The organism is Microcoleus sp. D3_18_C2, assembly GCF_036702395.1.
GTDB lineage: Bacteria > Cyanobacteriota > Cyanobacteriia > Cyanobacteriales > Microcoleaceae > Microcoleus.
On record NZ_JAUBTG010000026.1, the window covers coordinates 49,734 to 69,321 of the forward strand.

Annotated in this window: 19 protein-coding genes; 11 read left to right on the forward strand and 8 right to left on the reverse strand. The window is 46.0% G+C overall.

The genetic code is table 11. From position 1 onward, the window contains the following. Nucleotides 1–119: 119 nt before the first annotated feature. Nucleotides 120–578: a 50S ribosomal protein L9 gene (gene rplI, locus QUA88_RS16895; protein WP_333175112.1), complete on the forward strand. Its 459-nt coding sequence runs from the start codon at nt 120–122 to the stop codon at nt 576–578. Nucleotides 579–1,072: 494 nt separating this feature from the next. Next, nucleotides 1,073–3,883, forward strand: a complete 2,811-nt coding sequence (gene dnaB, locus QUA88_RS16900) for a replicative DNA helicase (protein WP_333053832.1) — start codon at nt 1,073–1,075, stop codon at nt 3,881–3,883. 92 nt (nt 3,884–3,975) lie between these two features. Here dnaB and QUA88_RS16905 read toward each other — a convergent pair whose 3' ends face one another. Both QUA88_RS16905 and QUA88_RS16910 read right to left on the reverse strand, forming a co-directional pair. After that, the gene (locus QUA88_RS16905) at nt 3,976–4,581 is read right to left on the reverse strand and encodes an FKBP-type peptidyl-prolyl cis-trans isomerase (RefSeq protein WP_333053834.1); all 606 of its coding nucleotides are present in this window, start codon (nt 4,579–4,581) and stop codon (nt 3,976–3,978) included. A gap of 279 nt (nt 4,582–4,860) precedes the next feature. Next, entirely contained in the window at nt 4,861–5,187 is a 327-nt protein-coding gene (locus QUA88_RS16910; RefSeq protein ID WP_333053835.1) for a phasin family protein, read from the reverse strand. A gap of 216 nt (nt 5,188–5,403) precedes the next feature. On the opposite strand from QUA88_RS16910, the gene QUA88_RS16915 reads away from it, so the two are divergent. The 4 genes from QUA88_RS16915 (at nt 5,404) to QUA88_RS16930 (ending at nt 8,428) form a co-directional block, all read left to right on the forward strand. Further along, nucleotides 5,404–5,760: a zinc ribbon domain-containing protein gene (locus tag QUA88_RS16915; RefSeq protein WP_333053836.1), complete on the forward strand. Its 357-nt coding sequence runs from the start codon at nt 5,404–5,406 to the stop codon at nt 5,758–5,760. A 203-nt stretch (nt 5,761–5,963) separates the two neighbouring features. After that, complete coding sequence (locus QUA88_RS16920; RefSeq protein ID WP_333053837.1) at nt 5,964–6,929, forward strand: BadF/BadG/BcrA/BcrD ATPase family protein; 966 nt, start codon at nt 5,964–5,966, stop codon at nt 6,927–6,929. A 336-nt stretch (nt 6,930–7,265) separates the two neighbouring features. Further along, nucleotides 7,266–7,922 carry a hypothetical protein gene (locus tag QUA88_RS16925; RefSeq protein ID WP_333053838.1) on the forward strand — a complete coding sequence of 219 codons (657 nt, stop codon included), beginning with the start codon at nt 7,266–7,268 and terminating at the stop codon, nt 7,920–7,922. A 104-nt stretch (nt 7,923–8,026) separates the two neighbouring features. Continuing rightward, nucleotides 8,027–8,428, forward strand: coding sequence for an MgtC/SapB family protein (locus QUA88_RS16930; protein WP_333053839.1), 402 nt, complete (start codon nt 8,027–8,029; stop codon nt 8,426–8,428). Between the two features lie 1,156 nt (nt 8,429–9,584). Here QUA88_RS16930 and QUA88_RS16935 read toward each other — a convergent pair. After that, nucleotides 9,585–9,797 carry a hypothetical protein gene (locus tag QUA88_RS16935; protein ID WP_333053841.1) on the reverse strand — a complete coding sequence of 71 codons (213 nt, stop codon included), beginning with the start codon at nt 9,795–9,797 and terminating at the stop codon, nt 9,585–9,587. A 50-nt stretch (nt 9,798–9,847) separates the two neighbouring features. Next, a complete protein-coding gene (locus tag QUA88_RS16940; protein WP_333053842.1) occupies nt 9,848–10,078 on the reverse strand; it encodes a hypothetical protein in 231 nt (76 codons plus the stop codon). A 617-nt stretch (nt 10,079–10,695) separates the two neighbouring features. Here QUA88_RS16940 and QUA88_RS16945 point away from each other — a divergent pair. Beyond that, nucleotides 10,696–12,447, forward strand: a complete 1,752-nt coding sequence (locus tag QUA88_RS16945; protein ID WP_333272754.1) for a hypothetical protein — start codon at nt 10,696–10,698, stop codon at nt 12,445–12,447. 338 nt (nt 12,448–12,785) lie between these two features. Here QUA88_RS16945 and QUA88_RS16950 read toward each other — a convergent pair whose 3' ends face one another. Next, nucleotides 12,786–13,085: a hypothetical protein gene (locus QUA88_RS16950; RefSeq protein ID WP_333207093.1), complete on the reverse strand. Its 300-nt coding sequence runs from the start codon at nt 13,083–13,085 to the stop codon at nt 12,786–12,788. 169 nt (nt 13,086–13,254) lie between these two features. Beyond that, nucleotides 13,255–14,052 (reverse strand): adenosylcobinamide-GDP ribazoletransferase, encoded by a 798-nt coding sequence (gene cobS / locus QUA88_RS16955; protein ID WP_333272757.1) that lies wholly within the window; start codon nt 14,050–14,052, stop codon nt 13,255–13,257. Between the two features lie 259 nt (nt 14,053–14,311). Here cobS and QUA88_RS16960 point away from each other — a divergent pair, with 259 nt between their 5' ends. The 3 genes from QUA88_RS16960 (at nt 14,312) to QUA88_RS16970 (ending at nt 17,168) form a co-directional block, all read left to right on the forward strand. Then, nucleotides 14,312–14,761 carry a hypothetical protein gene (locus QUA88_RS16960; protein ID WP_333053847.1) on the forward strand — a complete coding sequence of 150 codons (450 nt, stop codon included), beginning with the start codon at nt 14,312–14,314 and terminating at the stop codon, nt 14,759–14,761. Nucleotides 14,762–15,264: 503 nt separating this feature from the next. Then, complete coding sequence (gene tgt, locus QUA88_RS16965) at nt 15,265–16,395, forward strand: tRNA guanosine(34) transglycosylase Tgt (protein ID WP_333240068.1); 1,131 nt, start codon at nt 15,265–15,267, stop codon at nt 16,393–16,395. A 635-nt stretch (nt 16,396–17,030) separates the two neighbouring features. After that, nucleotides 17,031–17,168: a photosystem II reaction center protein K gene (locus QUA88_RS16970; RefSeq protein ID WP_006634808.1), complete on the forward strand. Its 138-nt coding sequence runs from the start codon at nt 17,031–17,033 to the stop codon at nt 17,166–17,168. Nucleotides 17,169–17,341: 173 nt separating this feature from the next. On the opposite strand, the gene QUA88_RS16975 is transcribed toward QUA88_RS16970, so the two are convergent. Continuing rightward, nucleotides 17,342–17,896: a glutathione S-transferase family protein gene (locus tag QUA88_RS16975; protein WP_333240148.1), complete on the reverse strand. Its 555-nt coding sequence runs from the start codon at nt 17,894–17,896 to the stop codon at nt 17,342–17,344. Nucleotides 17,897–18,016: 120 nt separating this feature from the next. Then, entirely contained in the window at nt 18,017–18,598 is a 582-nt protein-coding gene (locus QUA88_RS16980) for a manganese efflux pump MntP family protein (protein WP_333240070.1), read from the reverse strand. Nucleotides 18,599–18,795: 197 nt separating this feature from the next. Between QUA88_RS16980 and QUA88_RS16985 the strand changes: the two genes are divergently transcribed. Further along, complete coding sequence (locus tag QUA88_RS16985) at nt 18,796–19,395, forward strand: cytochrome b/b6 domain-containing protein (protein ID WP_333053851.1); 600 nt, start codon at nt 18,796–18,798, stop codon at nt 19,393–19,395. The last annotated feature ends 193 nt before the right edge of the window (nt 19,396–19,588 follow it).

The following is a 19,588-nucleotide window of genomic DNA, read 5'->3' on the forward strand; positions in this document are numbered from 1 at the left end:
CGTTACATCCGTTAAATCCGTTACATCCGCTACATAATCCGTTGCCGAACTCCCTTGCGATCGCCCCTCAAACTTCGCTATTATAAAAAGTTGCAGTTAAAACCCCACAACCCACGATCATGGCCAAGCGCGTTCAATTAGTTTTAAATAAAGATGTCAGCAAACTCGGCAAAGCTGGCGACGTAGTAGAAGTAGCCCCAGGCTACGCCCGCAACTACCTAGTACCCCAAGGAATGGGATTTAGAGCCACTCCGGGCATTCTCAAGCAAGCAGAGCGCCGCCGTGAAGAAGAAAGACTGCGCCAGCTAGAACTCAAGCAGCAAGCTGAAGTCCGCAAAACCGCCCTCGAATCGGCTGGGCCTTTCATCATTTCCAAGCAAGTTGGCGAAGCTGACGCGATTTTTGGTACTGTTACCAACCAAGAAGTAGCAGAACTGATTTTCAACTCTACCAGTCAAGAAGTCGATCGGCGCGGCATCACTCTGCCCGAAATTCGCCAAACTGGTACATACAAAGCTGAAATCAAACTACATGCAGAAGTTACTGCCGAAGTTGATATTCAAGTTGTTCCGATGTAATTAAGAGTTATCAGTCATTAGTTGTTAGTCATTAGTCATTAGCTAACAACTAAGCACTGCTAAGTAAGGACTCAGTAACGCTAACTTGCAGATTGAGAACCGGAGCATCTCTGCAGAGAGTAAGAAGCATTTTTTCAGGAGTGCGAGATCGAGAGAGCGTGAGTCTGGTATAAACGCGAGCTCGCGACAGATCGCACTCCTACAAAACCTTACACTGATAATAACTAATGACCCCGCCGGAAAAACGGACACAAGCCCCGACGCTCCTGATGGTCGAACCTACAATTTTAGGATATTGTTCAAGCTCCCAGATTCATCTGTAGAGTAAATCTAAAATCGAAAATCGAAAATCGAAAATCTACAACCTAAAACCTAAAATCGAAAATCTACAACCTAAAACCTAAAGCCGAAAATCTAAAACCTAAAACCTAAAACAGAAAATCTAAAATCTAAAATCTAAAATCTAAAATCGACTGACTGAGGACTATTGACTAATGAGCGATTTGATGCCGACAAATATAGAGGCAGAAGAAGCAATTTTGGGCGGGATTTTAATTGACCCCGAAGCTATTTCCCGAATTGCCGAACTGCTGCGCCCGGAGTTTTTTGCCATCACCGCTCATCAAGTCATTTATCGATCGGCATTAGGGCTATTTTTACAGGGCCAACCTACCGATTTAATGACGGTAACAACTGCGCTAACCGACCGCAACCAGTTAGAGCAAGTAGGAGGACTAACTAAATTAGCACAATTAGTCGATCGCACAGTTTCCGCAGTCAACATCGACCAATATGCAGTTTTAGTTGAAGACAAATATCAGCGCCGCAAATTAATCGAAGCTGGCAACAACATAGTACAATTAGGTTACGAGACAGCAGTACCGCTAGAAACAGTCTTAGACCGCGCCGAACAAGAAATTTTCAGCATAACTCAAGAACGCCCGCAACAGGATTTAGTGTCGATCGGCGAAACACTAAACCAAACATTTCAAGACCTAGAAAATCGCAATGAAGGCCTCACACTTCCCGGTATTCCGTGCGGTTTTTATGACTTAGATGCTATGACAGGAGGCTTTCAGCGATCGGATTTAATCATCGTTGCAGCCAGGCCGGCGATGGGCAAGTGCCAAGCAGCCTCTACCGTAATAGTAGAAAGTGATGGAACTGTTTCTAGTATAGAACAAATCTATCAAAAACGTCAAGCTGAATTACTAACATTAGGAGAAGATTGGCAATTTCACCTAACTAGACCATCAGCTTTTATAGATGATGGAATTAAGCCTGTATTTCGGGTTACAACAAGACTGGGACGATTTATAGAAACTACAATTACACACCCATTTTTAACAATTAAGGGCTGGCGGCAGTTGAGGGAAATACAAGTAGGCGATAAGATTGCTGTTCCCCGCAGGATGAATGTTTTTGGTAAAGAAACCATCCGAGACTGTGAAGTTAAATTATTGGCTTATCTAATTGGCGATGGGTGTTTGACACGCAGCGCGCCACACTTCACCAATGGAAATACTGCTATACTACAAGATTTTGCTGAAGCTGCTACTAGCTTCGGAGGTCTTAAGCTGCGATTTAACGATAAAGGGAGACGCGCACCAGAATATTATGTCATGGGCGATCGAGAAAGTTACACAGATAGTATAAAAAACTTTGGTTATAATTTAGAACTAATCCTTTTAAAACGAAATTTTGACTCTAAAAAATTAGCGCTAGAATTGAAAGTTCCACCGCGATTAGTCCGGTCTTGGGTGGAAGGAATAGCATTTCCCAATCAAGAATTATTTAGTGGCATTTGCAGAGTTTTAAGAGTAGATCCAGAACACCTTGCCGATGAGGGAATGGATGTTATTAATACAAGTCATAAAAATCCCCTGAGAAATTGGTTAGAAAAGTTAGGTCTGATGGGAAAAAATGCTCATGAGAAAACCGTACCGGACATAGTGTTTAGATTGCGGCGATCGCAAGTTGCCCTTTTCCTCAACCGCCTCTTTTCAACTGACGGCTGGGCAACCCTACTTACCAGCGGTCAATCTCAACTAGGCTACTGTTCTGTCAGCGAAGGACTAGCCAGACACGTACAGCATCTACTGCTGAGATTTGGCATCATTGCAGCCCTCAAAAAGCGTTCTGTCAAATACAAAAATACTCGTAGACCAGCTTGGCAAATCGATATTACTGATGCAAAATCAATCAAAACATTCATATCAGAAATTGGCATTTTTGGCAAAGAGGTAGCCTTATTCAAAGTAAAAGAAGCATTAGAAAATAAAGAATCTCACAATAACCGCGATTTGATTCCTGTAGAGGCGTGGGAATACCTAGCATTAGCAAAAGGCAACGAATCTTGGGCATCCTTAGCAAAACGCGCAGACATCAAAGGTCACTCAAATATCCACGTTGGTAAACGTGCGCTGTCCAGAGAAAGATTTTTAGTTTTAGCAACGGCTTTAGATAATTTATGGCTGAAAAAACTGGCAGATAGCGAGGTTTACTGGGATGAAATAGTTTCTATCGAACCGATGGGAAACAAGCAAGTTTACGACTTAACTATCCCGGAGACACACAATTTTGTGGCTAACGATATCTGCGTTCACAATACAGCTTTCTGTACCAACATCGCCCATCACATCGCCGCCGGACAGCAAAAATTGCCGGTTGCCGTTTTCAGCTTAGAAATGTCGAAAGAACAGCTAGTGCAGCGTATCCTGTCGAGTGAAGCCAAAATAGAAAGCAACAGGTTGCGATCGGGTAGAATCAGTCAAAACGAATGGGAACCAATCAGTACAGCCATTGGCAATTTATCAGAACTACCACTATTTATTGACGATACTCCCAATATTACCGTCACAGAAATACGATCGAAAGTCCGCCGCCTCCAAGCAGAACAAGGCGGAAGCCTAGGATTAGTCTTGCTAGATTACCTGCAATTAATGGAAGGTACTAGCGACAACCGTGTGCAAGAACTATCTCGAATTACCAGAAGTCTTAAAGGTTTAGCCCGCGAACTCAACGTGCCGATTATTGCCTTATCTCAGTTGAGTCGGGGTGTGGAAGCGAGGACAAACAAGCGGCCTATGATGTCTGATTTACGCGAAAGCGGATCGATCGAGCAAGACGCGGATTTAGTAATTATGCTCTACCGCGATGAATACTATAACCCTGACTCGCCCGATCGCGGAATAGCAGAAGTAATTATTACCAAACACAGAAACGGGCCCACAGGAATCATCAAACTATTATTTGACGCCCAATATACCTGCTTTCGCAATCTGGCATCTCCGAAGCGATCGTAAATCAACCAGAACATACACAGAAACCCGGTTTCTCAAAAAAAACCGGGTTTCTAAACACCGTAAAAGTTTTACGTTGAATTAGATTGAGCTACCTAGCCACCGATTCTCAACAATTCCACATCAAAAATCAGCGTAGCATTAGGAGGAATCACCCCGCCCGCACCGCGAGCGCCGTAACCGAGTTCAGGGGGAATAATCAACTTGCGCCGGTCTCCAACTTTCATCGTACCGACACCTTCATCCCAACCCTTAATTACTTGACCCACGCCAATTTTGAACTGAAAAGGTGAATTGCGATCGCGCGAACTGTCAAACTTCGTGCCATCCTCCAAAGTTCCAGTGTAGTGTACGACAACCGTCTGCCCGGTTTTTGGAGTCGCCCCCTTACCCTCTGTCAATTCAACATATTTCAGACCTGAATCTGTGGTGACAGTTTTCTCAGTATTAACAGTTTTCTCAGTATTATCAGTCATGTTATTGCCAGCGATAGTAGCTGGTACCTTCGGTAAAGTAGCATCAGCTACTAGCAAGCTATTTTCATTCAAAGACTGCGCTGACAACTTCTCAATAGCAGTCTCGGGTAAAAGATTGTTCAATTCGGCTGCAACTGCTTGGGACCCAGAACCGCCCATTTGAGCGACTATCAAAAACAAAAAGCAAACCAGCATTACTCCCAAGCTGACTAGAACTCCTCGCAAAATTAATCCTCCTAATACTTTTAACCGCGATATCTCAGATATCTAAGACATCTAGTACAACAAGAACTACCAAATTTTATCTGAACTTTTCCACCAAAAAACGGCAGGTATCAGATAATTTTAAAGGCAAAAGTATGAAGTCAAAATGTTTGTTATTCTACATAAATGGCTTCTACATAAGTGCCTTTTTTAGCCTTCTGCCTTCGGGTGACAATCTTATCACAAGATAGCAGCCAACTTCTCGCGGGCGTTAGCGAAGCTTGCAGAAGAGGAGCGAACTCAGCGCCAGTTACGGTTTTCTAAATCCCGCATCTGACGTTCCAAACGATCGAGCCTTCCCCGCAACTCATCCATTTCGGACTGTCGGGGGACTCCCATATCTTGCAGCATATTCCGTAGTTGCCGCTGCAACTGCGTCTCCCAATTCCCCTGTTCAGACTTGATGTGCTCCGTCATGTCATCGACAAAGGTTTTGGCTTGCTCAGGATTGATTTTGCCATCTTTGACCCATTGCTCGCTGACTTCCTGCAATTTCTCTGCCACCAGAGAGGTAGTACCAATGCCCAGCATTACCAGTTGTTTGAGTAAGTTGCTATTGTTATCCATAGATTTTTCCTAATGTTTGCCCTTTGATACCCGATCGGCTCAGGTCGCCTGCAGTCGCTGCGAAACCATCTGTAAACTTAAAGTTACATCAGCGCACACCTACCTTTCTATTTTGGAGCATCCAGCCGCCTGATGGCGAGCCGATCGCCCATTCTCGGCGTTCGGAAAACCCGCTAATGAGCCTACCCACCACATTACCCCATCACCCTGCTGTCTATGCCTGATTGCCCCCGCTGTCACCAACCTGTAGACGCCCAAGCGCTCGCCTGTCCACACTGCAAAATCCCCCTCAAAGCTTTCGGTCATCCGGGTATCCCTCTTTATCGATCGAAACCCGAAGAATTTCTGTGCGCTACCTGTATTTATCACGAAGACGATACTTGCAACTACCCGCAGCGTCCTTTTGCCAAAGAATGCACGCTTTATCACGATCGAGCTGAGCCACTTGTGCCACAGACGATTCCTTACAGCAGCGGCGACGGGCTGCAATCAATCAAAAATTGGTGTCAGCGCCATCTGGTTTGGTTAGCATTATTAGGTTTAATTATTATTAGCATTGCTCTGTCGATTTAATCTCACATCTTGCACCATTCTGAAGAACAGGCTTTCCGGTCTGTTCCACAGGAGATTAATTTTCTTGTGGAACAGGCCGGAAAGCCTGTTCATAAAAGGCTTATTGACAATGGTACAACATCTCAGTTTAATCTGATTGTACAAAGCGTAGAATAGAGAGATATCTGTTAATCTGGGTTGCTCTATTATTCTCTAAATTATTCATGAGCTACGTATTCGGCATCGACGGCGGCGGCACTAAAACAATCTGCCTTTTAATGGATGACAACCACCTTGTTTTAGGACGGGGTGAAGCAGGGCCGTCCAATTATCAAACCCTGGGAATTGAGACAGCCAAAGAATCCATCCAATTGGCGATCGAACGAGCAGTTCTGTCCGCTAAAATCGAGACGAATAGCAATCTCAACATAGAAGCAATTGGTCTGGGACTAGCAGGCGTCGGGCGTCCAAAAGATCGTGAAATAGTGCAATTTGTAGTGCAGAACTTGCAGTTGACGAATACTTTACCAGTAACCCGATCGTTCCTGCCCAGGAATATAGTAATTAGCAGCGACTGCGCGATCGCACTTGCTGGCGGTACAGGTTATCCAGTAGGTATCGCCGTTATTTCAGGAACAGGTTCGATTGTTTTCGGGCAAAACCGTCAAGGAAAAACTAAACGAGTCGGCGGTTGGGGATATATTTTAGGCGATGAAGGCAGCGGATATAACATTGCCCTTCAGGGTTTGCAAGCTGCTTTGAAGTTCTATGACGGACGCGAAGATTTTACCGTGCTTGCGGAAAAATTTCAAACGCATTTAGGCCTCAATAACCTAGAAGAATTGGTAGAAGTCGTTTACGGGCGCGGTTGGGGAGTCAAAGAAATTGCTGCTTTAGCGCCGATTGTCCAACAAGCCGCAGCAGAGGGCGATCGCGTCGCTGACTGCATTATCAATAATGCTGTAGCAGAATTAACCTATTCAACCAAAATAGCCATTTCAGCGCTATTTAACCAAACAGAAGAATTTGAAATTGTGATCGTAGGAGGTGTGTGGGGTGGAGAGGCAAATTGCCGAGGTCGGTTTGAAGCAGCCATAAGTGCGATCGCCCCAAAAGCTAAGGTAATTTCGCCCCGATACGAACCAGCTTTCGGTGCTGGATTGCTAGCCTTAAACGCTCTCAACAATTAATTGTTGACTGTTGACTGTTGACAAGCGAAATATTTTACACCTACTTTCCAGCTTCCAGATTCATCTGTGGAGTCAAGTCTAAAATCTAAAATCTAAAATCTAAAATCTAAAATCGACTGGCTGTTGACTATCTTCCTTATCTTCCCGATCGCCCCTGTATTGGGGATTTTCTCGATTTTTCCAAATTTTCAACTTCTTGATTATCAACCTTATCTTCCCAACTGGTAGAATTCCAGCCTGCCATAATCAAAACATCAGATGAATGCGAAACCAGAAACAAATTTAGCAGTAGTGCGTTCCTAAGTAAACAAAAACCGAAGCAAGGAGACAATTTATATGATTACTTCTCAAAAATGGCGTTCAGCAACAGCAGCAATCCTCGCACTGGGCATTACAGTGGGAACCAGCGCGCCGCTGGTGGTAGCTACTCCCGCAGAAGCCCAACAAAGAATTTCCCAATTTGATAGCATCCGAATTCCGTCGGGCAGTGTAATTCCAGTTAGGTATGAAAAAGACAAAATAGTTGTCACCCGCGAAGAAACTTCACCTTTAACTTTAACAGTAGCGCAAGACATCCGCACACCTCAAGGCAGAGTGTTAATCCCCGGAGGCAGCCAGATAGTCGGGGCACTGCAACCTGTCAGAAGAGGCAATCAAATCGGTACTCAATTTGTTGCCAGAGAGTTAATTATCAGCCGCCGCCAACGCTATCGGATTGATGGCTATTCGGGAATTATTACCCGAACCGAAAGAGTCCAAAAAGGTGCTGGCACAGGTTCAGTAGCGCAAGGTGCAGCCTTGGGTGCTGCTGCTGCGGCTGCACTCGCAGGCATTACCGGCGACAAAGCGATCGCGACTGAAGAAGTATTGGGAGGCGTTGGGATCGGCGCTTTAGCTGGAGTATTGTTGGGGCGGCGCAGCGTTGACGTGCTGGTGATTCGCCCGGAACAAGATTTGGCAGTGAGATTGCGATCGGACATCGTGCTCCGCTAATATTGGTATCTTCCGAATCAATTATTTGCAGTAAAACATTGTCGATCGCTAACTTGTGGTCTCCCGATAATTGGCTAGGCATACTTTTAAGGTTGTGCCTAGCCATGTTTGTTGGCGGAATTATTGGATGGGAGCGCCAACTCAGAAATAAACCAGCGGGATTGAGAACTCATATGCTAGTTAGTATGGGTTGTGCGCTGTTTGTTTTAATGCCGCTGGCAATGGGGAAAAATGAAAACGGAGGAGATGCTGTAGCGCGCGTAATTCAAGGCGTTGCTGCCGGGATTGGGTTTTTGGGAGGCGGAGAAATCCTGCGGCAAAATCGACATGAAATAGGCAAAGTTGAAGTTCACGGGCTCACATCTGCCGCCGCTATTTGGGTGTCAGCAGCTTTAGGAACGGCTGCAGGATGCGGGTTGTGGCAACTGGCCTTAATTGGCGCTTTAATGTCGCTCTTTGTTCTGAGAGGAATTAAAGAGTTAGAGCGTCGAAGTCGTAGGAAATAGTCTCAGTGATGATAGAAAATCGGGTATTATAACCGTTATAACGTTTGGAGTGACGACGGAAGTACGAGCTAGTTTTATGACGGTTAAATTACTCACTACGAACTAACTTTATTACGGTCGATGGAGGGAAAATAATATTAGCTGTTTCATACCAACCCCAGTTAATCATTGATCGTAAATTGTTTGCCATTATCCCAGCCATATCTGTCAATAAGGTGAAAAAGGAGCGTTACACAATTTGAGGATGATTATTGTGGGCATTGGTGTTAACTTAACGTTAAACCCTTATTCCAGCACGGGTTTCAACAAGAGTCTCCATCAAAGCGAAAGTCCTCGCTATGAGGACTAATGAGTTCTTCAGTCCTCTTTGAGAGGACTTTTGCTCTCTCGACAGGGAATTCATTCCCTGGCGGACTGACGGGTAAGCGGGAGGACTGGCGGACTAAAAGCTTAAGTTGACACTAATATATTGTGGGGGGTTCCGCCTGCGGTGAAAATACACGCTTTCGGGCTAAGCTGTCGCGCATTTAAATTGTATATTCAGGGCGGGCGGGACGCCCACCTCACAAGACTTTGATTTTTTTTGACATACAATTTAAATGCCGCAACAGCTTACGAGAGCCCATTCCACAAAAAAACAATCAAAATCATCCCGCAATTATGCAACGGCTAAAAAGTGGCTAAAACGCTGGAAATCTCTGCTTGGGGCGAGCGAGAAATATTCTCGATTTGATAGATAATTAACCATAAGCTGTCGCGCATTTAAATTGTATATTCAGGGCAGCCAGGACGCCCAACCCCTACTCCCCACAAAACTTTGATTGTTTTTTAACAGACAATTTCAAGGTAGAACAGCTTAAACAACATCTCAATAATAATGCTCAAATTTTACGAACCAAACACTGTGACTACGCCTTGACAGGTCTGGTCATCCGGTCATCCAGCCTGACCTTTGATGAGTGAAGTCCTCACTATCCACTTAAATCTTCATTTTAATATTTATTTCAATTTTAGTGAATTTGCTTAACACCCCTTGAAGCAAAATACCAATATTTTTTAAATTAATTAGTATATAAATCAGCCAATAATTATATGCTTTCACCCTTTATTTTAAATAAAGCTTAATATTTATATCCCCAGATGATTGAATAACAAATTAATTCCTATCATGGAAATTTGGCATTTTAATCACTTCCAAAGACTCTTGCCTCACCCGACCCGCCATCGCAGCTAACTGCAAGCTCATAAAAGCATTCAAATCTTCCAAATCACACTTGGCTGAGGAAAAAATCTTCTGCATTTCATTTTCTGCTTCCAAACTCAGATATCCAGCGGCAATAGCTTGTTTTACAACTTCACGAACCTGCACGGTAAAAATGTCCCTTACTAAATTTTAACTAATCAAAAGCCAACTAATTACTAACAGGAAGTTTCGGAAGCCGTCTCGCCAAAGATTTCAAACTTTTTTAGCTCGCGAGACTCTTGTTTCACTCCTCCAGACATAGCTGCTAGTTGCAAAGCCATAAAAGCATTTAAGTCTTCCAAGTCATAATGGGTGGTAGTTAACATCCGCCGCAGTTGATTTTCGGCTTCAAGGGTTAGATAGCCCAGAGCCAGAGCTTGCTGGGCGAGGTCGCGAATTAGTACCATAACACTTCGGGATTTTATTGGTTCAAGCCTAAGTATCGAATGTTTTCACAGAATCAGCAGTGACGGCTATTGCTCAATAGGTGTGACATTGTGACGGGCCACTCGTGACAGCCGGAGTCGCAGAGTGTGACTAAGTATTTGCACTGTTGTGACGGAGATCACGCGGGGGATACCAGAGGAGGAGTCGGAGAGTGGGGAGTCGGAGAGTGTCCGGGTGTCTGGATGGGGGAGTCGGAGAGTATCCGAGTGGAGGAGTCGGAGAGGGGGAGCATTTTTCTTCTTCCCTGGGACTAATGACTAAGGGTGAGAATTAAATAAAATCCACTTTTCATGACTGTTGTGGGATGGGCCTAAGAGCCCGTCCCACAAGAAAAAAGGGAAATTATTTAATTGACGATCCTAATGACCGAAAGCGTCTAGGATACAAGCCCCCGGGTTCATCCGTCCAGAAATAAAAAACCTGTATCCGATAAAGGAGCCCCCGAATTTATCCGTGCGGTCAAGGCTTCAATCTAAAATCTCAAATCTAAAATCTAAAATCCATTGACTACTGCCTTCTACCTTCAGAAGACGCTCAACGTCTATAATCAGCAAGTTAAATATTTACTGCAAGACATATGGAAGCACCACATAAAGATTTGCTACAACAAATAGCCCGACTATCGGAAACTTATGCTAATTTGGCCGATCGCCTATCAATGGCAGCAAAACAACTGCAAGACTCCGGCCTTCCTCCCTCCGACAGCTTGCTGCAAGAAGTTGCCGCCTACAGTCGCAACTTTGCCGCAGTCCAAAAACAAGCTCTCGATCTCAACAAATCCGGTATCGCACCGGGGGAAATTACTTCCCTCAAAGACATTCAAAACTTAGTCGAGACTGCCTCCGCTTCTGAAGGTAAAGCAGAAATTCGCGATGCAGCATTGAAAGTGATCGATCGAGTATTGGCGATCGCCCACCGCGAACAAAGCGACTTCGCACCCTTACAATCAGTTCATGCCAGAGCCCGCGAACTGCAGCGCGCGATTTCCGAATCCACCCCAACTCAACTGCATTCCGACGCAGAATCCTTAGTCAGCGGCAAACACCCAGTTTCAGCAGTCCTCGCCCTGGTGGAACAGCAAGACAAATTAGACGACGAACAGTGGGTAATTCTCGAAGAAACAGTCAGCGCCGCTTTTGGCAAACAAATAGCCGTAGCCATTTCCAGAGGCAAATTAACCATTGCTGAGATGGTAAAAGCAGCACCTGCAAAAGTCGAACCCGCATTTAAACCAGCGCCAGAACAAAAAATCAGCGCCGAACCTTTGCCAGAAGTGATTGTCATCCCGTCAGGAAATGTGGCACCGAAACAAGTTACAGTTGCGCCACAGATCCAGATTTTGGAATCCCCCGCGCCTTCTGTCCCCATGCACGAGGTAATTATTGTTCCCAGCGTGGAAGTACCTAAGTCTCTTCAGACAACCGGTTCCGGGAACATTGTTTTTGGGGCACCTCGGGACATTCAACAACCGGTGGCAGTAGAGGGCGGTTTGGGAATCAAAGTTTTGGTGCACATTCAGGGAATTGGCGATCGAACTTTCGGTTCTCAAGAATACGCGGGTTCTAAGGGTCAAGGGCGGCGCGTCGAAGGATTTCAAATTAATATCGATCCCCCAATTCCCGGCTTAAATGTCGAGTACATGGCTCACGTCGAAGGTGTTGGGGATACTCCTTGGCTTAGCGAAGGAGAATTGGCGGGTTTTCGGGGTCAAGCCAAACGAATTGAGGGATTTGCGGTGCGGTTGAGCGGGCCGCAAGCTGATAAGTACGACGTATTTTATAGCGCTCACATTCAGAATATCGGCGACACCGATGTGTCCTCCAACGGCGAATATTGCGGCACTCGCGGCAAAGCTTTGAGAATAGAGGGCATCAAAGTTTGGATCGCGCCGTCTGCGAGTTCCCAAGTTGTGGCGCCTGTGGGTTTAAAAGTGTTGGCGCATATTCAAGGAATTGGCGATCGAACTTTTAGCGATCGAGAATATGCGGGTACTAAAGCTCAAGGCCGCCGCGTCGAAGGATTTCAAATTAAAATAGAGCCTCCCGTTGCCGATTTAAATTTGCAGTACATGGCTCACGTTGAAGGAGTTGGCGATACTGCTTGGTTCTCGGAAGGAGAGTTAGCCGGTTTCCGGGGCAAAGCTAAGCGGATTGAGGGATTTGCCGCGCGACTGACTGGGCCGCAAGCTGATAAATACGACGTATTTTATACGGCTCACATTCAGAATGTGGGCGATACTCCTGTTACTGCTAACGGTCAATATTGCGGCACTCGCGGCAAAGGTTTGAGGGTTGAGGGGATGACGGTTTGGGTCGAGCCGAAAGCCTAAAAAGTGAGAATGAATGGAAAATTTGCAGTGGCATTTTCCATTCATTTTGTGTTGTTATATCTGGTTCGGTTGGTTCGTTTTTGTATCATGTGCGCTCTCCTAGGGGCTGGTTTTATCAACCATTTACGCCAAAAACTAATAATCCCATAAACCCGCCCCCTCTCAAGGTTAAACCTCAATGTACATTTTTTCCATTTGATAAAAGTCAAGGTTGATATAGGTTATTAGTTGTGAGGGGGCGGGTTTATGAGATTGTTTCTGTGCGTCAAAAATTATTGGTAAAACCAGCCCCTACAGCATCAAAAACACTTGCACAACTTACGCTAGCAGACACGATATTAATGGTGTAGCACGTGCAACAAGCCTTCTACCACATGACCGATCGCACTTGGAGCAGATTCGCAAGCAGCAGCTTCCGCGGCGCAGTGGCCGGCGTGGAGTGCGTTTCCGACAGCCTGACTCCCTCCCTCCAGCGCATCTGCACCAAATTGACCGCGATATGTTTCTTTGACCATTTCAGCTTGAATTTTGCTGGTAGTTTGTTCGGGATTCGTTTCCCAATTGCGGATTGTTTGGACAATCTCGAACCCAGCCCAAATTAACATTGCGAGGACGATCGCAGCAATAAAGTATCCCATAGCTTTCTTTAAACTTTGAGGTTTGCTGTATCTAATCTAGGGTGGCATTTGAAGGCATACAGGATGAAAACCATTGCTATTGAGTGCGGATTTCCACCTGCTAGAACAGTTGTTATTTGGTAAATTGAGGACTAAAGTCTTCACTAAAACAATGGCTACATGGCATAACTTACCCTTCCAAAGCAGCCAACAGACACAGCAACAAAGCCTCCGTCCACTCGACTACAGCACCGTAAGTATCGCCCGTGTGGCCGCCCAAACGGTAGTTAAACCAGGCTCCGGCAAAAATTCCGATCGCACTTCCCCCCAAAGCCATCCCCACCGCCAACAGCCACCGATCGCCATCCAAGACAACTTGCACCACGCTCAAACTCAGCAGCAACAGCACTCCCGGTATAAAATCAAAAGGAGAATAAATCGATTCCTTGTGAAAAGCTCCCTTACCCTCGGCCCGGAGATAGGGATAGCGGGCGATCGCCACCAGTTGGGCCCACCTCCCCCAACCCGCCACACCCATCAAAGCCAGCCACCGATAGTTATTCAAGTCCGAGAGAGCGGCAGTTTTCAGCAGCACGATCGCGATCGCAGCCATCGCCCCAAAGGCTCCTGTAACGCTGTCCCGCATGACTTCCAGCCGACGCACGGGGTCGGGTACAGCCAGTCCGTCCGCCGCGTCCATTGCGCCGTCTAGGTGCAGCCCGCCAGTCACGGCGATGCCCAAGACTACCACCAAGGCCGATCGAGTCAGAGCAGGCATTCCCAACAACTGCAACCCAACATCCCCCAGTCCCAGCATCCCCCCAATCAAAAGCCCGATCGCCGGTGCCAAGCGGGCAATGCCCCGAAACTCCAAAGTCCAGGACACCGGTACCGGCAAACAAGTATAAAAAGCGACTGCGGCTGCGATGGCAGCGCCTTGATTCCGGAAAAAGTCGATCGTAGAGCGAACCCATTTATCATGCACCATAAGATAGAAAATTTTTCATCAGGTATGCAGTTGTCAATCGATTAGCGTGTGCCAGAATTGGACTGTAACACCCTAGTTTTTTGGATCGAGCATTCCTCCTGTCGCCGGCTCTTTTCCCAGGAAAACCTCTGTCGGCAGCGATCCCCAAGCTCCCTATCTAAAAAGACTAAACTCAAGATCCGCGTTTCCCGTACCAAGAATTCTAGCTAACTCCCTGATTTTCAAGACGGGAAAATACTACAACAGAGGCTTTTACTCCATGAGTCACGATCAATTGAATAACAGGGTAGTTGCTCCTTGCATCATCGATACAGGGATCGTCGTCAACAAACGCGATATCAAAAGATTGCTGTTTGATTTAGGACGTGTCCGCTACCTTCACATACAAGATGGCCAGATTTATAGCGAAGGGGAAGGTTATGTACTCGAAGTCTTCGCCAACCCCCAGCGTTCTACCCTGATTGCCAACCATGCGCTTTATTTGAACGTGTATAGTTTTGATTACCTGGAACTGAAACAGTCTCCTGAAGATGGTGCTTATTTTGACCTGGTTCAAGACGGACGGCTGTTGCGGTTAATTCCCCTCTCCAATCCTTTGCAAGAGCAATTCGCCCGGAATTTAAATGCTGCGGCTTTGGATGCGGTTGTCGATCAGGTACTCTCAGGCAACTGGGATCTGCAATTGGACGAAGATGATTCCCCCTTTTAATGGTCAGTCAGTCGATTTTAGATTTTAGATTTTAGATTTTAGATTTACTCGCAGCGCCGTGAATCTGGGAGATAGAACTAAGGTCTAAAATTTTTTGCCCTCCACGACGATTGTCGGAAACTTGTCTCCGTTTTTGGGCGGGGTCATTCGATTTTAGATTTTCGATTGTCGATTTTGGATTGACTTGCGCGAGATAAATTCGGGGGACGCAAGGATTTTCGATTGTCGGTTTTGGATTGATTTGCGCGAGATAAATCACGTGGCGGGTACCATCTAGAAATTCTCGGTCATGAGTTTTTTGTCGCGATGTCATCAACAATAGATTAGATAACACTCACATCTTGCACCATTCTCGGTTAACAGGCTTTTCGGCCTGTTCCACAAAGAGTGAATTTTCTTGTGGAACAGGCCGAAAAGCCTGTTCCTAAACAAGTAATTGAGAATGGTGCAACATCTCAAATAACACGGACGGCCGAGTAGCGGTTAACGAGCATCGAGGACTAATGACTGAGGACAAGGCGAAATTTTCTTTTAAATGTCAGGCTAATTGCAGCCATACCCAAGCGCGTGCAGGGGTTTTTGCGACTCCCCACGGTGTGGTGGAAACGCCTAAATTTATGCCAGTGGGGACGCTAGCTAATGTCAAAACTTTGACACCGGCACATCTTGAGGCGGCGGGTTCTCAAATGGTTTTGGCAAATACTTATCACTTGCACTTGCAGCCGGGGGAAGCAATTGTCGCAGGCGCCGGCGGATTGCACAAATTTATGGCTTGGCCAGGCCCGATGCTGACGGATTCGGGCGGCTTTCAGGTGTTTAGCTTGAGCCAAATGCGGACTATTTCTGAGAATGGGGTGACTTTTCGCTCTCCCCGCGATGGCCGCATGATTAATTTGACGCCGGAACGATCGATCGAAATTCAGAATCAGTTGGGCGCCGATGTGATTATGGCCTTTGACGAGTGTCCCCCTTACCCCGCTACGCGGGAGGAGGTGGAGGCTGCCACAAATCGCACTTACCGCTGGCTGCAACGCTGCATTCAAGCTCACTCGCGCCCGGATCAAGCTTTGTTTGGCATCGTCCAGGGGGGCGTTTTCCCCGATTTGCGATCGCGCGCGGCGAACCAGTTGGTAGATTTGGATTTACCAGGCTACGCCATCGGCGGGGTTAGTGTGGGGGAATCGGGGGATTTGATCGCAGAGATTGTGAAGGTGACTGCGCCTCTGTTGCCGGCAAATAAACCGCGTTATTTGATGGGGATTGGGACTTATCGGGAAATGGCGTTGGCGGTGGCGAGTGGGGTAGATATGTTTGACTGCGTGATTCCGACTCGCCTCGCCCGCCACGGGACGGCTTTTGTTGGTGGGGAACGCTGGAATTTGAAAAATGCTCGGTTCCGGGAGGATTTTGCTCCGCTGGATGAGTCTTGTCCTTGTTATACCTGCCAAAAATTCAGTCGGGCTTATTTGGCTCATTTGGCGCGGGCTAACGAAGTGCTGGGGTATACTTTGCTGGCGATTCACAATGTGACGGAGTTGATTCGCTTTACTGGGAGGATGCGGGAGGCGATTTTGGCCGATCGATTTACTGAAGAGTTTGCCTACTGGCTTGCACCGACAGTCGATCGATCGTGATTGCCTTGGGTGAAGATATGCGACAATTATCTGAAAATTGGGTTTAAAACCCAGTCGTTGTAGGACGGCTTTTTCCACACCGTGCGAAGTCAGAAATCCTAGGTATTTGGGTAAACATATCCACGCGCTTTGTGTGGTATGCTATCGAGATCAGACAAGATTTAAAAACCTACCCCCGGACTGGGGGAAAGTCTACGCCCAAAACATTCTTGAGGAGACATGACTACGCACGTAACGTGCATACGTGGTCAGCCTGGGAACCCTAGCAATAGGGATATTAACTACCAGCCGGGAAGTCCCTCGGTATATTTAGAGGGGATTAATCAGAGCGCTGCGCGAAGTACCCCGAATAAATTACGCCCGCGTGATGAAAGGCGTGTTGGGTGTAGGTACGGAAACCGACAATTATTCTTGTACACCCCAAGATGATCTGGAAATACTCTGATACTATATTAGCAAGTGGGGGTGGAACTACCTCACTATAAAAAGCCTTTGAAAAAAAGGAAAAAGAAGCCTCCGGTCTAACTGTACTCAGTTGACCGTCAGGTTTGTTCACGACTCAAAAGTCTTAAAAATCCTCACGCCTTTAGGCTGAGGAGTGTCAAGAAAATTCTGTTGGATAGGTAGGTTGATTCATGGAAGCTGCATTACTCTTAGCAAAACTGCCCGAAGCTTATTCGATTTTTGAGCCTTTGGTTAATGTTTTGCCAGTCATTCCCGTATTTTTCTTGCTGCTGGCTTTTGTTTGGCAGGCGGCTGTCGGATTTAGATAAGTTTGATTTTAATAAAAGCAGGGGCAATTCTGGAATTGCCCCTGATTTTACGTGTTGAGTTTTTGGGCTGATCTCGTTTACGGTTGTTTCGGAATGATTTAACCGCAGAGACCGCAGAGACCGCAGAGGAAGAGAAGAGAGAGATGAATAATTAATCCGTGTAGTGCCTTCCTTCAGCTACCGCCGATCGCACTTTTGAATGCCGGTCTTTCTGTGATCCGCTTGATGTAATCTACAACGGCCGGATAAGCACTGAGGTCGAGTTTTAGCATCATCGGAATGTAGGCCAACATTGACCCGACTGCTGCGTCGGCGACGCCGAATTCATCACCCATTAAAAACGGCTGTTTCTCGAAGATTTCATTTAACGGTTTTAACAACTTGGGAGTTTCGCGATCGCGAGTTGCTTCTGTAAATATTCCCGGCCCCAACGTAGCGTTAGCAAACGTTACCCACTGCACGATTTGAGCTTGCTGCTCCAAAGTGTCTGGCATTTTACCATGTTTTTGAGCTAAATACAGCAGAATTGCGCCGGATTCCCAAAGTTTAAAATCTCCGTCGGCGATCGCGGGTACTTTGCCGATCGGGTTAATTTCGAGATACTCTGGCTGCAAGTGTTCCCCTGCTTGCATATCCAGGGTGACAAATTCGTAGGGAACCGCTATTTCTTCTAGATACCACTTGACAATTGAGGCCCTGCTGCGACCTGGGCCGTAAAGTTTCAGCACGAAATTTTTATCCTTTAACACAATATTGCTGTTATAGCATTTTTTGGGAATTGGGAATTGGAAATTGCAGCCCACAGAGACTTTGATGTCACTCTTCGACTAATAACTACTGACTAATGACTAATTGCCGATAACTAATGGCACTTCTGTCAAGTGCATAAACAAGATTCTGCTGCCAATGAAAATCAAAATTGCTCCGCCCAATATCTCAATTTTATTTGCAAATAAGTTGCCGCACTTGTGTCCGATAAACACGCCTGCAAAGGCTAAAAAGAAAGTAATAAATCCGATCGCACTAACGACAGGGCCGATCGAAGTTTTTAGCACAGCAAATCCGAGGCCAACTGCGAGGGCATCGATACTCGTCGCCACCGACAGTGTTATCAAAGTCCCCGTATCTAAGGGATTGAACTTTTTCTCGCATTCTTCGCCTTGCAGCGATTCGTAAATCATTCTCCCGCCAATGAAACTCAAAAGCCCAAAAGCTATCCAATGGTCGATCGGTCTTATCAAAAAACTAAAACTAAGACCGATTAACCATCCTATTACGGGCATTAAAGCTTGAAAAAATCCGAAGAATAAGGCAATTTTTAAAGCTTTATTTACCTTCATGTGCTTGATTGCTAAACCGCTCGAAACAGCGACAGCAAAAGCATCTGCTGCTAGTCCAAAGGAAAGTAAAATGGTAGTGGCTGCATCCATTTTTGTAAAATGTTAGGTGTTATAAATAAAGTCTTCCTCTTGACTGTTTTATTTTACACTAAGTTTTGATATAATTGCGTTTTTATCATAATCTATTCATTTTTGACTCACATTTATTTCACAATTGGCGAGGGTTGAAAAAATCAGCGCTTAGCTATATTCTGTAAAAGATTATTTATCAAGTAGCAGAATTGACTATGCCGCAATCTAGACCCTACCAGCCATTGCTGCTCAGGTTACTGCACGGGGTTAACGCTGCGATCGCCCTTTTAGCAATTTTGAGCGCATTTCTGGTTTACAACACCTACGATGGGCGGTTTGGCAAAGTCCCCGTGCCTCAGATTGCAGATATTATCGGGATTCACGGCACTTTTGGCAAGATGTTGCTGTTAGGAATAATGCCGGCTTTTGCATTGTACAGTTTCCACGCAGGCCAAAAACGCTTGGTGCAGCCGGATTCTTTTGGGAAACTAACGCAGTTGGGAAAACCGATTTGGTGGTACAGTTTGCACCGGATTGTGAATACATTGATGTTGCTAGCACTGACTTGGGCGATCGCTTCTGGCAGTATGGTTAAGGAAGAATGGCTGCCGGCTGGGGAATTGACGCGGGTTTGGTATTATTTACACGCTTCTGGTTGGGTGGTATTGGTATTTTGTCTGGCAATGCACTTGTTGATGAGTGCGAAGGTGGGGGGTTTGCCGCTAATTTTGTCGATGTTTGATGCCGCCTATCGCCCGGAAGATTCGCCGGCTGCTTGGTGGAAGAAAATTCGCTCTTTTGTCGATCGCTCTTAATGTGAAAATGCTTAATGTGAAAATGAACAGAAATAATTTATTAATTGTTGCGGAAGTCTTGGTAATGGGAGGCTGGTTGTTTGCTGTGGTTGCACCTTTATTATTTCCCTAATCCTAGGCTATCAATTTTTCTTAACAAATGATAGTTAGCTCTATACTGAGGACTTCAGCCCTCCGTTTTATGACGACTAAA